At 60.0% G+C, this 14,629-nt stretch carries 8 protein-coding genes and 2 pseudogenes; 6 read left to right on the top strand and 4 right to left on the bottom strand.

The window, feature by feature from the left end; all coding sequences use genetic code 11:
* Positions 1-60: 60 nt before the first annotated feature.
* Together macA and RRX38_RS04150 are read left to right on the top strand one after the other, a co-directional pair.
* The gene (gene macA, locus RRX38_RS04155) at positions 61-1,239 is read left to right on the top strand and encodes a macrolide transporter subunit MacA (protein ID WP_315961654.1); all 1,179 of its coding nucleotides are present in this window, start codon (positions 61-63) and stop codon (positions 1,237-1,239) included.
* Positions 1,236-3,197: a MacB family efflux pump subunit gene (locus RRX38_RS04150; protein ID WP_315961653.1), complete on the top strand. Its 1,962-nt coding sequence runs from the start codon at positions 1,236-1,238 to the stop codon at positions 3,195-3,197. Before macA ends, RRX38_RS04150 begins: the two co-directional genes overlap by 4 nt.
* Positions 3,198-3,425: 228 nt before the next feature.
* On the opposite strand, the gene RRX38_RS04145 is transcribed toward RRX38_RS04150, so the two are convergent.
* The 3 genes and pseudogenes from RRX38_RS04145 to RRX38_RS04135 form a co-directional block, all read right to left on the bottom strand.
* On the bottom strand, positions 3,426-4,265 hold the full coding sequence (locus tag RRX38_RS04145; RefSeq protein ID WP_315961652.1) for a helix-turn-helix transcriptional regulator: 840 nt from the start codon (positions 4,263-4,265) through the stop codon (positions 3,426-3,428).
* Positions 4,266-4,979: 714 nt separating this feature from the next.
* Positions 4,980-6,385 (bottom strand): annotated as a pseudogene (locus tag RRX38_RS04140) (efflux transporter outer membrane subunit).
* Between the two features lie 63 nt (positions 6,386-6,448).
* Entirely contained in the window at positions 6,449-7,240 is a 792-nt protein-coding gene (locus tag RRX38_RS04135) for a helix-turn-helix transcriptional regulator (protein ID WP_295475415.1), read from the bottom strand.
* 393 nt (positions 7,241-7,633) lie between these two features.
* Here RRX38_RS04135 and RRX38_RS04130 point away from each other — a divergent pair, with 393 nt between their 5' ends.
* Complete coding sequence (locus RRX38_RS04130; protein ID WP_315961651.1) at positions 7,634-8,806, top strand: efflux RND transporter periplasmic adaptor subunit; 1,173 nt, start codon at positions 7,634-7,636, stop codon at positions 8,804-8,806.
* Between the two features lie 160 nt (positions 8,807-8,966).
* Positions 8,967-9,671 carry a DUF3841 domain-containing protein gene (locus RRX38_RS04125; protein ID WP_295475419.1) on the top strand — a complete coding sequence of 235 codons (705 nt, stop codon included), beginning with the start codon at positions 8,967-8,969 and terminating at the stop codon, positions 9,669-9,671.
* Between the two features lie 351 nt (positions 9,672-10,022).
* On the opposite strand, the gene RRX38_RS04120 is transcribed toward RRX38_RS04125, so the two are convergent.
* Entirely contained in the window at positions 10,023-10,442 is a 420-nt protein-coding gene (locus RRX38_RS04120; RefSeq protein WP_315961650.1) for a hypothetical protein, read from the bottom strand.
* A gap of 796 nt (positions 10,443-11,238) precedes the next feature.
* Here RRX38_RS04120 and betB point away from each other — a divergent pair.
* Positions 11,239-12,711, top strand: coding sequence for a betaine-aldehyde dehydrogenase (gene betB, locus RRX38_RS04115; RefSeq protein WP_315961649.1), 1,473 nt, complete (start codon positions 11,239-11,241; stop codon positions 12,709-12,711).
* Positions 12,712-12,832: 121 nt separating this feature from the next.
* A pseudogene (betA, locus tag RRX38_RS04110) lies at positions 12,833-14,512 on the top strand (choline dehydrogenase); the annotation flags it as partial.
* Between the last annotated feature and the right edge of the window lie 117 nt (positions 14,513-14,629).

Here is a 14,629-nt window from a genome sequence, read left to right as displayed (position 1 = left end):
GGCGTTGTCACCTGAGCCCGGCCGCCGGCCGGGCAGGTTCTCACACAAGCATGGTTCGATATGGCTAAGTTCAAATACCGAAAGAGCATCATCCTCACGGCCTTGCTGGTCATTGGCGGCCTGGTCTACGCCAGCACGCGCTCGGAAGAGGCCGCGCCGCAATACCTGACCGCGCGTGCCGAGCGGGGCGACATCGAGAACTCGGTGCTGGCCACCGGCATCCTGCAGGGGGTCAAGCAGGTCGATGTCGGTGCCCAGGTGTCCGGGCAACTGAAAAGCCTCAAGGTCAAGCTGGGCGATGAGGTGAAAAAAGGCCAGTGGCTGGCCGAGATCGACCCGGTGGTACTGCGCAACTCGCTGCGCCAGGCGCAGGTCAACGCGCAGGAACTGGCGGCCAAGCGCGAGGCGACCCAGGCGCAACTGGCCAAGGCCAAGGCGGACTATGAGCGAGCACAGCGGCTGCTGCCCAGCGAAGCGGTGTCGCGGGAAAGCTTTGAGGCGGCCAAGTCCGAGTATCAGGTGCAGGGTGCCAACCTGCGGGTACTCGATGCGCAGTTGCTGGACGCGAAAATCCAGGTGGAAACCGCGCAGGTCAACCTCGACTACACCCGCATCAATGCGCCCATCGACGGCACGGTGGTGGGCATCGTGACTCAGGAAGGCCAGACCGTGATCGCCCAGCAACTGGCGCCGGTGCTGCTGAAACTGGCCGACCTGAGCACCATGACGGTCAAGGCCCAGGTCTCGGAAGCCGACGTGATTCATATCAAGCCCGGCCAGGAGGTGTACTTCACCATTCTCGGCGAAGCCGACAAGCGCTATCACGCCACGCTGCGCGGTATTGAACCGGCGCCGCAGAACTTCCTGGAAACCCAGGCCAACACCAGTTCACGGCAGAACACTGCGGTGTTCTACAACGCGCTGTTCGAGGTGCCCAACCCGGAGCATCGCCTGCGTATCTCGATGACCGCGCAGGTGCATATCGTGCTCGACAAGGCCAAGGGTGTGCTCAGCGTGCCGGTGGCGGCGCTGGGCGCCCAGGGGCAGGACGGCCTTTATGAAGTCCGGGTGCTGGATGCCCAGGGCAAGCCGCAGACCCGCCAGGTACGCACCGGTATCAACAACAATGTGCGTGTGCAGATCGACCAGGGCCTGGAGGAGGGTGACCAGGTGGTGATCGGCGAGGCGACGCCCGACACCGCGACCGCCACCGCCAGCACTGCAGGGGGTGGCGCATGAGCGAGCCATTGCTGGAACTGCGTGGCGTCACCCGGCGCTTCAGCGGTGGCGACAAGGACTTCATCGCGCTGGACAACATCGACCTGACGGTGCAGCCCGGGGAGCTGCTGGCCATCGTCGGCGCCTCAGGCTCGGGCAAGTCGACACTGATGAACGTGCTCGGCTGCCTGGACCGCGCCGACGAGGGCAGCTACAAGGTCGGCGGCCGTGAGGTGCACAGCCTGGCCAACGATGAGCTGGCGGCGTTGCGCCGTGAGCACTTCGGTTTCATCTTCCAGCGTTACCATCTGCTCAGCCACCTCAGTGCAGTCAGCAACGTCGAGATGCCGGCGATCTACGCCGGGGTGGGCGAGACCGCGCGTACCGACCGCGCCCAGGCATTGCTCAGCCGCCTGGGCCTGGGCGGGCACCTGGCCAACCGGCCCAACCAGTTGTCCGGTGGCCAGCAGCAGCGGGTGAGTATCGCCCGTGCGCTGATCAACGGCGGCGAGATCATCCTCGCCGATGAGCCGACCGGTGCGCTGGACACCGCCAGCGGACGCGAGGTGATGAACATTCTGCTGGAACTCAACGCCGCCGGGCGCACGGTCATCCTGGTCACCCACGACGAAAAGGTCGCCGCCCACGCCCGGCGCATCATCGAGATCAGCGACGGGCGTATCGTCGCCGACCGCATCAACCCCGATCCGGTCCAGGCCGAGGCGCCGCAGCCCCAGGCGCTGCCGGACAAGAACCGCCGTACCAGCCGGCTGACCGCGCGCCTGGAGCTGTTCCGCGAAGCCTTCACCATGGCCTGGATCGCGTTGGTCGCCCACCGCATGCGCACCTTGCTGACCATGTTGGGGATCATCATCGGGATTACTTCGGTGGTCTCCATCGTCGCCGTCGGTGAGGGGGCCAAGCGCTATGTGCTCAATGACATCGCGGCGATCGGCAGCACCACCATCGAGGTGTTTCCCGGCACCGACTGGGGCGACAGCCGCTCGGCGTCGATCGAGACCCTGTCGCTGGGCGACGTGACGGCGCTGTCGAACGAGTACTACATCGACAGTGCCACGCCTAACGTCGGCCGCAACCTGCTGCTGCGCTATCGCAATCAGGACCTGACGGCGACGGTGAACGGCGTGGGCGACAATTACTTCCGCGTGCGCGGCATCAAGCTGGGCGAGGGCGTGGGATTCAGCGCGCAGGACAGTCGGCGCCAGGCCCAGGTAGTAGTGATCGACCACAACACCCGGGACAGGCTGTTTCCCAAAGGCACCAACCCGCTGGGCCAGGTGATTCTGGTCGACAACCTGCCGTGCACGGTGATCGGGGTGACCGAAGACAAGAAGAGCGTGTTCGTCACCAGCAAGAACCTCAATGTGTGGATGCCTTACGAAACCGCCTCGGGCCGCCTGCTGGGCCAGCGTTACCTGGACAGCATTACCGTGCGGGTCAAGGACGGCCAGCCCAGCAAGCTGGTCGAGGAGAAGGTCACCAAGCTGCTGGAGCAGCGCCACGGCACCAAGGATTTCTTCACCTACAACCTGGATACCATCCTGCAGACGGTGCAGAAGACCAGCCAGTCGCTGGCGCTGCTGCTGTCGCTGATCGCGATCATCTCGCTGGTGGTGGGCGGCATTGGCGTGATGAACATCATGCTGGTGTCGGTGACCGAGCGGACCCGCGAAATCGGTATCCGCATGGCGGTGGGCGCGCGAGCCTCGGACATTCGCCAGCAGTTTCTGGTCGAGGCAGTGATGGTTTGCCTGCTGGGTGGGGTGATCGGCATCGGCCTGTCGTTCGCGATCGGCTATGTGTTCTCGCTGGTGGTGAAGGAATGGCAGATGGTCTTTTCGCTGGGTTCGATCATCACCGCCTTCGTGTGCTCGACCCTGATCGGCGTGGTGTTCGGCTTCGTGCCCGCACGCAATGCGGCGCGCCTGGACCCGATCAACGCCTTGGCGCGGGACTGACATCCCAAAGCCGACCGCCGCTCCGCGCACAGGGGCGGCTTCAGCCGCGAAGCGAGCGTCTGTTCACAGCAGATGCTGTGATTTCCCTGATGCTTTCGCGGCTAAAGCCGCTCCCACGGGCAAGCGCAGAGGGGTGTCGCGTCGGGGGGAAGGTTCAAGGTGGTGGCAGAACGGCTGATTGCAGCCGGCCTGCCACCACCTTGAGGGAGGGGGCTGGCAATGGGCCGATCAGGCGCCCTTGCGCAGCAATTGAAGGTTTTCAGTCGGTTCACTGGCGTGCAGCCAGCGCAACAGAGCACGGCGGCCGTTGATGCTCATCTTCACGGCAGCGCGCTTGAAATAGCTTTCCACGGTACTGACCTTCAGCGCCAGCCGCTCGGCCAACTCAGGCACCGTGTGGCCGGCCAGCAGGCCGATGCACACTTCGGTTTCGCGCTCGGAAAGGTTCAGTTCGCACGCGCAGAGACGTTCCTGGAAGCGTTCACGCAAGCCACTGAGGGCAGGAACCTTGTTGTCTACGCGGTGGGCGCGGCCATGCAGTGCGGTGACGTTGCTGGCGGAAGGCGTGGTGCTTGCGATGTGTTCTTCGATGATCGGCAGCAGCATCAGCGCCAGGTCTTTCAACTTTGCCCGCTCCTGGGGGGTGAAGGCTTCTTCAGATGCGGTACGAAATACCGAAATCACGCAGCGTTGGCCATTCTTCTGCTGGTAGGAAGCCAAATGCATCTGGCAATTGGCAGCGGCCTTTACCGGTTCGTTACCCACTTGACCGGCGATCACGCGGTAGGTATCGCCGGCATGTTCATAAAGTTGTGCCGCCTTGAGTTGCTCTGGGCTCAGTACGATAGGTTCCGGCGGGGGAGCGCTGTTGGGTGAGGTGCTGCCGATGCAATTTCTGGGTACCGGACCGGCCACAGGGATGCCGGAGCTGGCGCGGTATTGAGTAACGTGTGTAGCGTCTACCGGTAACGAGGCGTTGATCAGATCGTGAAGTAAGCGCGTGAAATGTCGGCTACCGGCGCCAGCGATCACTTTTCCCAAGTGCGGAAAGAGCTGTTGGATGTTCATCAAACTTCCCTTCTAAATTCAATAACCATGACTCAATAATCAAATTGAATGACGTCAATGCAATAAAAGGCATTAATGAGTTTAAGTATAAGTGTGTGGGCAACTGAAAGAAGGGAAGGCTAGGGCGATGAATGACTAGGCATAATCCTGATCTCCTGGATTCGACAGGCAGTTAACGGGCACAAAGCAGAAAGTTATTAGAATAGGGCTAAATGCTATCACTTACCGAAAAGACCAAGTCTGCGGTCGAGGTCAGTTGTTCAAGGTCTGTCTTCATGGGTCTACTCCAGTTGAGTCGCTCGGTCAGCCGGTAGATGCAGTGGGTGAGTGTAATGATATGTTTCCGTAGGAGTAACAATACCGATAACAACTAGGTGAGGCCAGCATTATCTAACACTCGCACTGATATTTTTTTCATCCCAGCTCATATTTTTTCATCGCACCCAGCATTGTAAGGAGTGACATCAATGTGCTACCTCTTAGAGGGGTTGAGCATCTACTTTAGCCTCTATTTTTACAGCGTTAAATACTTGTTTTTTCGCGAATTTTGCAATCGTGGCGGCAACGAACAGCCGTTTGATTATATCGAACGGTTGTTTGAATAAAGCCAACAAGCGTTTGAACTTACCAAACGTTTGTTTGAATGGATCGGTGCATGCCCACAGGCAACACGATCCTCGATAAAAATCGACTTAAGTAAGTGCGTAACGGGATCTATAACTCTTGAGACGGCTCCTGCTGCCAGTCGCCACCCAGTGCTTTGTAAAGATTGACCTCTGCCGTCAATTGCGAGAGGCGATCGTTAATCAGCGAGCTTTGAGCACTGTACAAAGAGCGTTGGGCATCGAGGAAGGTCAAGCTGCTGTCCAGCCCTTCTCGATAACGTGATTCGGCAAGCCGATAGTAATTCTCGCTGGCCTTGACCAGATTATGTTGAGCCATGACTTGCTGGCGGTAAGTCTGGCGCGCGGCCAACCCATCGGACACTTCCTGGAACGCGGTCTGAATACTTTTCTCGTACTGCGCGACGTCGATGTCTTTCTGGATCTTGGCGTAATCCAGGCTGGCGCGCAGGTTACCGGCATTGAACAGCGGGATATTGATCTGCGGCTGAAACGTCCAGGCCTTGGAGCCCGCCTTGAACAGACCGGACAACTCACTGCTGGCGGTGCCGCCGTTGGCAGTCAAGGTGATGCTGGGAAAAAACGCCGCCCGCGCTGCACCGATGTTGGCATTGGCCGCCTTGAGCTGGTGTTCGGCCTGCAGGATGTCAGGCCGGCGTTGCAGCAGTTGTGAAGGCAACCCGGCGGGCATCTGGGCGATCAGATCATCACTGATCGGTTCGCTGGGAACGCTGATCTGCACGGGAGCGCCTGTGAGCAGTTGCAGATTGTTCTGGCCCTGGTCCACTTGCCGCTGGTATTGCGCCACCCGCGCCCGGGCGCTCTCGACCTGAGTACTGGCCTGGCTCTGGGCCAGGGCCGTGGCGCCGCCGGCGCTGAGCTGCTGCGTGGTCAGCGACAGGCTCTTTTCGTAGGCTTCCAGAGTCTGTCGCGCCAGCGCCAGCTGTTCCTGGTCGGCGCGCCAGCTCAGGTAGGCCGTGGCGACGTTGCCGATCAGACTCAGCCGGGTGCTGCGCTGGGCCTGCTCCTGGGCCAGATACGCCTCGATCTTTTCCTGGCTCAGGCTGCGGTTGCGGCCGAACAGGTCCAGCTCATAGGCGCTGATGCCCAGCCCGACCGAGTAATTACCCGCCGTGCTGCGTACCCCCGAAGTGGACAGGTCCGCCGGTACGCTCTGGCGAGTGCCGGAGCCCTGTATCGATACGCTGGGAAACAACGCACTGCGCTGAATACGGTATTGCGCCTGAAACGCCTGAATGTTGAGCAGGGCCACGCGCAGATCACGATTGTGGGTCATTGCCGTATCCAGCAACTGCACCAGGGCCGGGTCGCGGAAGACCTGTTGCCAACCGTATTGCCTGGCTTCACCCGTGCTCAGCACGGCGCTGCCTTGTGCATAGGCTGCAGGCGCTGGCGGAGCAGGGCGCTGGTAATCGGAATCAGTGAACAGCCACTGAGTAAAGCGAGCGTCAGCCAACCGGGGGAGTAGCGAAACATGGACGCAACCTTATCTGAACATTCTGCAAGCTTCGGTCAAAGAGGGTGGCTTGGTTGCGGCGCTCAACCGCTCTGGCTCATCCCGATCATCCATTTGACCAGTCCGTGACGTCCTTTCACCCCTAGCTTGGCAGCCGCACGCTTCAAATAGGTTTCAATGGAGCTGTTTTTCACGTGCAGTTTTTCGGCCATTTCGGGCACCGTGGCGCCCGCAAGCAGGCCCAGGCAGATCTCTCGCTCCCGCGTGGACAGCTGGGTGTCAGTGAGCTTGAGTTTCTCATTGAAGTCGCGCTGCAGCTCCCGCCCACCGGAAGTGTCGGGCGTCATCTGAGGCAAGTCGCAGAGCTCCCGCGTCGCCTGGGCATGACGCTCGAGCAGCGGCAAAAGCGTTTCTGAAAAGTTCTTCAGAAACGAGAGTTCATGGATCGAGAAGTCTTTTTGCGGGGTGTGGCGGTGCAGTGAAATCAGCCAGTAGCGATTGGACTTTCTGGACGCGACGTTACAGCACCAGGCATCCAGGCAGGGAGTAGGTTCCTTGACCATGGCGCTGGGGTATTTGCTGTGTATGAGCGGGGCTTCTTCCGATTCGAGCAGGCGTTCCAATAACCAGTCATGGTCCTGGGCGCAAGTTCCAGAGGCTGCCGGAGCACTGCCGATAAGCCAGGTGTTGATCACCTTGCGCTCGTGTTCATCAATCGTCCACTCACTGAGTTCGGTCAGATCGATCGGCACTGAATCATTGATCAAGTCGTGCATTTGCGACACGAAGTCATTGCTGCCCACGCTTGATATCAACCGCCCCAGGGCCAAGAAGTAGGCGGAATGCTTACCTGTTTCCTGTAGCTTGGAATTCATCGTTCTCTCTCGTCACAGGCTCCGGTACACCGCTGTCCGTAGCGCTTCCATTGAACGTGTACAGGACCGGACAATGCAGTGATCCGGCCATCTGATACGTCGAAACTACAGAGTGAGCTGAAGAGTGTCTGTCGCCGAAAACAGGGACAAAGGATTGTAGTTAATGTGCCATTATCCGACTGGCACCACAACTTGTCCCGGTTTGCAGGGACAGACGCAAAACCGGCGGTCGGCCTAAAGTAAATGCCGCATTTGAATGATTTGAGCGCCTTTAGTTCCCGGTCAAAGTCCATGGTACGGCTGATTAAGTTGGTACATCCGTACGAACTAATAACTTGGTACAACCGTACAAACTAGAGTATTGGTACAACCGTACAAACTAGGAGCGAGGTGGTGAAGTTTAAATGGCCCTTTCGCGGCTGGAGCTGGCGCAAGATTCTGGTGCGCCTGGTGCTGGTCGACTCGCTGTTCTCGCTGGCAAGTTATGCGTTCTATCGCTATGCAACCGAACCTGAAGAGTCGGGTTACATCACTGCGCCGGTACGCGAAGGACGCCTTGAACAGGCAGTGATCGCCAGCGGCGTACTGCAAGGTAGCCGCCAGCTGGATGTAGGCGCTCAAGTTTCCGGGCAGGTCAAGCAAGTGCTGGTCGCGCCTAACGACCAGGTTCGCCAGGGCCAGTTGCTCGCCGAGATCGACCCCTTGCCGGCGCGCAATGCGTTGCGCCAGGCACAGGTGCAAGTGCAGCTGCTTGGTGCGCAGGCCGACGCCGCCCGCTTCAAGCTCGAGCGTGCCGAGCAGGCGCAACGGCGCTATCAGCGTCTCATCCAGCATGGAGCCGTCTCTGCGCAAGAAGCCGAGCAGGCACGTGCCGCCTATGCCCAGGCCAAAGGCGACTACGCCTCGCAGATGGAGCAGTCGCGCAAGGCACGCGTTCAACGCGACACCGCCCAGGTCAACCTGGACTACACCCGCATCCTGGCCCCGGCCGACGGCACCGTGTTGGCCATCGTCACCCAGCCAGGCCAGACGGTCATCGCTGAGCAGGCGCCGCCAGTCCTGTTGAAAATGGCCGACCTGAGCCGGATGACGATCAAGGCGCAGGTGGCCGAAGCGGATGTACTGCGTATTCACCCGGGCCTGCCGGTGTACTTCACCCTGATGGGCGACCCCGACACACGTTATGAGGCGACCCTGCGCGAAATCGAACCGGCGCCTCAATATCTGACCGGGCAGGGGAGCAATGCCGGCTCGGGCAAGGAGGCGGTGTTCTACACGGCGGTGTTCGACGTGCCCAACCCGCAGGGGCGCCTGCGCGTGAGCATGAGCGCCGATGTGCGCATCGTGCTGGGCGTGGCTGAAAACGCCCTGAGCATTCCCCTGGCAGCGCTTGGCGCCAAGGATGCGCAGGGGCGCTTCGAGGTCAGGGTGCTGGAGGAGGGTGACAAGGTGCGCACGACACAGGTCGAGACCGGTTTGCGTAATCAGAGCCAGGTGCAGGTGCGGTCGGGGCTGAAGGCTGGGGAGCGGGTGGTGTTGGCGGAAAGGGATAAAGGAACGTTGTAGGTGCACGCCTGATGACCAGGCCCATGATCAAACTGGACCCTTGTCGCGTAACCGTGTCGAAATGCTACTTTTGGCTTTAGGCTGGACGAGAGGCGCACCGTAGCGTCCGTTCGGTGACTCGGACCGGAAACGTCCGCATGTCCACATAGTAGGAAGGCAGATGGCCAGGCCGGCAACAGACGAACATTTAGCCCCCGATCTCGCACAGACCCGCAAGCAGTGGTGTGACCACTTCGCCGATGACCATGGGCGTGTGACTGCATGGATGTTCATCCCACACGAGATACTTGAGCCGCTCATGACCGGGCGCTTGCGGCATTGCTCGATCGAGTTTGCTGACGACGACCCGATGTTCCGCATGGCCTATCAGTGGATGATTGACGTCATGGAGGCTTCAGGCATCCCCTCAGCAAAAACCGGCGTGAGTCCCTGGTGGTGCTGGGTCAGAGCGGGTTATGGAGAAACCAAACCCACCGCTCGGTGCGGTACCGACGATCAGCTTCTGCTGGAGTTGAGTATTCCCCGTCACGAGCTGCTGCTTTCTGACTTTGATATGTGGCATGTCCCGCTGAACTATTGGATTAATGCGGAAGGCGAAGCTGAGGAACGATTCGAGCGCGAGATTAACGCAGCGGGTCTCTGTATCTATGACGATAAGCCGCTGCCGGAGCCATTTCATTCGGCAGTCCAAGCGACCTGGCTGGACATCTTTCGACTGGATGTCGTCAACGGCTTTACTGTGGATTTCCAGCAGAAATCGATCCAGGGTGTTTTTTGGACCTTGACGCCTGACATGGTCAAAGGGGTTGTGGAGCCTGCGCCGGATTTCGAGGTTGATGAGCACGAGGCGCCAGTCGCGTTCTGACTGGAACGCCCGACACCTCTGGATTTGCTGGGCTCAGCCAAGGTTGCTGGAAAACGTGTGGGAGTTGGAGTTAGGTACCAGAGCGGACTGACAGATTTTCAAGTACAGGGCCGTTAGGGGATATTTTGATCCCAGTGGCGCGAACGAGGGGATTCTAGGGGACATGTTGCTCAGGAGCTGTAATATGTAATACATAATTTAACATAATATACATTATGCGTAACAATGTATTACCAAATGTGAGCCTATCCCAGACGTATTTCACGCTGTCGTTCCCCACCAAAGGCACGGCACACTCACGACAGCGTTTCTCGATGAAGCCTCATCATGAGTGTGCCCGTTCACTTTGTTTCAGTCCGCTGCCCGGCTACCGGAAAAATAATTGGTCGTTCGCAACTGCAGGCTGTACACCCAGATGCCGAAAACCAGGGCGTACTCTTTGAACATCGGCATGCTCAGTAGATGCGCCGCAGACTCACCGCGCAGGTGGCTGAAGATGATCGCCAGGCCAGTCACCAGAGCCAGGACAAAGCACCACGAACAGCTTTTCTTCTTGCTCCAGAGCAACAAGCCGCCCAGGCCCATCAGCCCTGAAACCACACAATAAATCAGTAGCGAAAAGATCGAGATATCACCCAGCCTGGCTTGTATATAGCCTTCGGTGAATACCCAGAAACCGGTTTGGAACAGGACGATCAAGCAGTAAAAGACGGTCATGAACACCGGTACGGGACGTGAGTCATACCAGGGCTTTGACAGGTAGTGCTCCATGGTGGAATTGCTCCTTCAACACGAAATGAATGAATGTTTCTTCGGCGCCAAGGGCTGTGACGCCAGGCGTCAGATAGGCCGGAATCCGGCTCCGGCCACCCATCGATCACAAAGTTTTGAGTTCTTGTGCCACAGGGTGGTTTTTCAAAGGGTCACTTGGCGGAACTCGAAGACAGCAAAAACCGCATTTTGTGCCTCTAAAAGATGTACTCGGCCTGTCAGGGCTTGACTCTCCACCCGCCTCCGTATTCCATGGCAACCCATCATCATGCAGAAAACTGATAACTCAACTAAACGAACATTTAGTTGAGTTATTTAATGCTCGGCGTCGGCCACCTAATCGTCGCCCTGCCCTCCGTTATCTCAGAAGCCTCGTTTCGTAACGCCACAGAGCCTTAGAAGCCTCGCCGCAGAGCCTTTTCCTGCTGGAGCGTCGCCCCACTCTGGGTAGCCTCGCTTAAAGCACGGATTCTGCGCTGCTACGAATCCACGGCAAATTCCAGCAAAAAGTAACGAACGTCTTCCACTGACGCCTGTCACACCCTTTACGGACACCCTCTTTCTTGCACCGCTCGATCGTTTCAGCCACGCATCATGAGCACCATCTTGATTGGGTCCGGATTTTTTATTGATTGATTGTTCAATATAGATAAAGTAGGCTGATTTTTGTCATGCGGCCTCCTCCACGGACCGCTTCCTGGCGAAAAACATCGCTGGCAGCCGCTGCCGGCAAGCTCAAAACCGCACGCCCGAAGGATGCGGATCGCCGATAAACCATTGCACTTGCGAGAACTTTATGGCCCGTTTCGAAACTCAAAAACTCTATATCGATGGCGCATATGTCGATGCCAGCGGCTCGGAAACCTTTGATGCCATCAACCCTGCCACCGGTGAAGTGCTGGCCAAGGTTCAGCGCGCAACGGCCGCCGACGTAGAGCGCGCGGTAAAGAGCGCTGAGAAAGGCCAGAAAGTCTGGGCGGCGATGACCGCTACAGAACGTTCGCGCATCCTGCGCCGTGCCGTCGACCTGCTCCGCGAGCGCAACGACGAACTCGCCATGCTGGAAACCCTCGACACCGGCAAGGCCTACTCGGAAACCCGCTACGTCGACGTGGTCACCGGTGCCGATGTGCTGGAGTACTACGCCGGCCTTGCGGTGGCCATCGAAGGCGAGCAGATCCCGCTGCGTGACACCTCCTTTGTCTATACCCGCCGCGAGCCACTGGGTATCACCGCCGGTATCGGTGCGTGGAACTACCCGATCCAGATCGCCCTGTGGAAGTCCGCCCCGGCCCTGGCCGCGGGTAACGCGATGATCTTCAAGCCCAGCGAAGTCACCTCGCTGACCACCCTGAAGCTGGCGGAAATCTTCACTGAAGCCGGTCTGCCCGATGGCGTGTTCAACGTGCTGACCGGCAGTGGCCGCGACGTAGGCAGCCTGCTCACCGAACACCCGCAGATCGAGAAAGTCTCCTTCACCGGCGGCACCAGCACCGGCAAGAAGGTCATGGCCAGTGCTTCGGCCTCGACCCTCAAGGAAGTGACCATGGAGCTGGGCGGCAAGTCGCCGCTGATCATTTTCGAAGACGCCGACCTGGACAAGGCCGCTGACATCGCGATGATGGCCAACTTCTACAGCTCCGGGCAGGTTTGCACCAACGGTACCCGCGTGTTCATCCCTTCGAGCATGAAGGCGGCCTTCGAAGCCAAGGTGCTGGAGCGTGTCAAGCGCATTCGCATCGGCGACCCGACCGACGAGAACATCAACTTCGGCCCGCTGGTGAGCTTTGCGCACATGGAAAGCGTGCTGGGCTACATCGCCAAGGGCAAGGAGCAAGGCGCACGCCTGCTGTGTGGCGGTGAGCGCCTTACCGAAGGTGCTCTCGCCCAGGGCGCCTATGTGGCGCCGACCGTATTCACCGACTGCCGCGACGACATGACCATCGTCCAGGAAGAGATCTTCGGTCCGGTGATGAGCATCCTCAGCTACGACACCGAGGAAGAGGCCATCCGCCGTGCCAATGCCACTGACTATGGTTTGGCCGCCGGTATCGTGACCCGCGACCTGAACCGCGCCCACCGCGTCATCCACCAGCTGGAAGCCGGTATCTGCTGGATCAACGCCTGGGGCGAGTCGGCTGCACAGATGCCGGTCGGCGGCTACAAGCAGTCCGGTGTCGGGCGTGAAAACGGCATCTCGTCGCTGGCCCAGTACACCCGCATCAAGTCGATCCAGGTCGAACTGGGCGACTACGCCTCGGTGTTCTGACGCCAGGCCGCATCGGCACCTCGCCGCTGCGGCTTTTGCTCCTGCCGCGCACTTGCATGGGGTGCAAGTGCGCCAGTAACCGTTTTCGCGGCTCAAGCCGCTCCTACATGAGGACGTCTGTATGTCCCAAGAATTCGACTACATCATCATCGGTGCCGGCTCGGCCGGTAATACCCTCGCTGCGCGTCTGACCGAAGACGCGGGTGTCACCGTCCTGCTGCTGGAAGCCGGTGGCCCGGACTACCGTCTGGACTTCCGCACCCAGATGCCGGCCGCCCTCGCCTACCCGCTGCAAGGCCGCCGCTACAACTGGGCCTACGAGACCGACCCAGAACCGCACATGAACAACCGTCGCATGGAGTGCGGGCGCGGCAAGGGCCTGGGTGGCTCGTCGCTGATCAACGGCATGTGCTACATCCGCGGCAACGCCATGGACCTGGACAGCTGGGCCAAGCTGCCCGGCCTGGAAGACTGGACCTACCTGGACTGCCTGCCCTACTACCGCAAGGCCGAGACCCGCGACATCGGCCCCAACGACTGGCATGGTGGCGACGGACCGGTCAGCGTGGCCACGCCCAAGGCCGACAACAACCCACTGTTCGCCGCCATGGTCGAGGCCGGCGTACAGGCCGGTTATCCGCGCACTGACGACCTCAACGGTTACCAGCAGGAAGGCTTCGGCCCGATGGACCGCACCGTGACGCCGAATGGGCGCCGCGCCAGCACCGCCCGCGGTTACCTGGACACGGCCAAGCAGCGCAATACCCTGACCATCGTCACCCATGCCACCACTGACCGCATCCTCTTCGAAGGCAAGCGTGCCGTGGGCGTCAGCTACCTGGTGGGCAGTTCGACCAATGCCGTACAGGCCAAGGCCCGCAAGGAAGTGCTGCTGTGCGCCGGTGCCATTGCCTCGCCGCAGATCCTGCAGCGCTCCGGCGTCGGCCCGGCCGAGCTGCTGAACAAGCATCAGGTTCCGGTGGTGCACGAACTGCCAGGCGTGGGTGAGAACCTGCAAGATCACCTGGAAATGTACATCCAGTACGCCTGCACCCAGCCGGTGTCGCTTTACCCGTCGCTGCTGTGGTGGAATCAGCCAGCTATCGGTGCCGAGTGGCTGTTCAACGGTACCGGCATCGGCGCCAGCAACCAGTTCGAAGCCGGCGGTTTCATTCGGACCCGTCCGGAATTCGAATGGCCGAACATCCAGTACCACTTCCTGCCGGTCGCGATCAATTACAACGGTACCAAGGGCGTCAAGGAGCACGGCTTCCAGGCTCACGTGGGCTCGATGCGCTCACCGAGCCGTGGCCGCGTACAGATCAAGTCCAAGGACCCGCACGAACACCCGAGCATCCTGTTCAACTACATGTCTACCGAGCAGGACTGGCAGGAGTTCCGCGACGCGATCCGCATCACCCGTGAAATCATCGCCCAACCGGCGCTGGACCCCTATCGGGGTCGCGAGATCAGCCCCGGCCTGGACGTGCAGACCGATGAACAGCTCGATGCCTTCGTGCGTGAGCATGCAGAAACCGCCTATCACCCCTCCTGCACCTGCAAGATGGGCACCGACGAGATGGCCGTGGTGGATGCCGAGGGCCGGGTACATGGCCTGCAGAGCCTGCGCGTGGTGGATGCGTCGATCATGCCGGAGATCATCACCGGTAACCTCAATGCCACCACCATCATGATCGCCGAGAAGATCGCCGACCGCATTCGCGGTCGTCAGCCGCTGCCTCGCAGCACGGCGGCCTACTACAAGGCCGATGTCGCTCCGGTGCGTCGCCCGCCCATGCGCAAGACGCAGCACACCGACGGCATCCCGTCGCTGGATGCGCTGCAAGAAGGCGTGCCAGCGCGTGAGCCTGTGACCTCCTGATTCGGGGGGCATGAACGAACCAGAGCGGCCGGGTGC

Origin of the sequence: Pseudomonas sp. DTU_2021_1001937_2_SI_NGA_ILE_001, assembly GCF_032463525.1 — a bacterium.
Taxonomy (GTDB): domain Bacteria; phylum Pseudomonadota; class Gammaproteobacteria; order Pseudomonadales; family Pseudomonadaceae; genus Aquipseudomonas.
The sequence above is the reverse complement of the archived record's forward strand: the minus strand, read 5'-3'. Positions and strand labels throughout refer to the sequence as shown.

Excerpts from the sequence above, each read along its gene's own strand:
- macA (WP_315961654.1), top strand. The coding sequence starts at position 61 with ATGGCTAAGTTCAAATACCGAAAGAGCATCATCCTCACGGCCTTGCTG.
- RRX38_RS04150 (WP_315961653.1), top strand. The coding sequence starts at position 1,236 with ATGAGCGAGCCATTGCTGGAACTGCGTGGCGTCACCCGGCGCTTCAGC.
- RRX38_RS04145 (WP_315961652.1), bottom strand. The coding sequence starts at position 4,265 with ATGAACATCCAACAGCTCTTTCCGCACTTGGGAAAAGTGATCGCTGGC.
- RRX38_RS04135 (WP_295475415.1), bottom strand. The coding sequence starts at position 7,240 with ATGAATTCCAAGCTACAGGAAACAGGTAAGCATTCCGCCTACTTCTTG.
- RRX38_RS04125 (WP_295475419.1), top strand. The coding sequence starts at position 8,967 with ATGGCCAGGCCGGCAACAGACGAACATTTAGCCCCCGATCTCGCACAG.
- RRX38_RS04120 (WP_315961650.1), bottom strand. The coding sequence starts at position 10,442 with ATGGAGCACTACCTGTCAAAGCCCTGGTATGACTCACGTCCCGTACCG.
- betB (WP_315961649.1), top strand. The coding sequence starts at position 11,239 with ATGGCCCGTTTCGAAACTCAAAAACTCTATATCGATGGCGCATATGTC.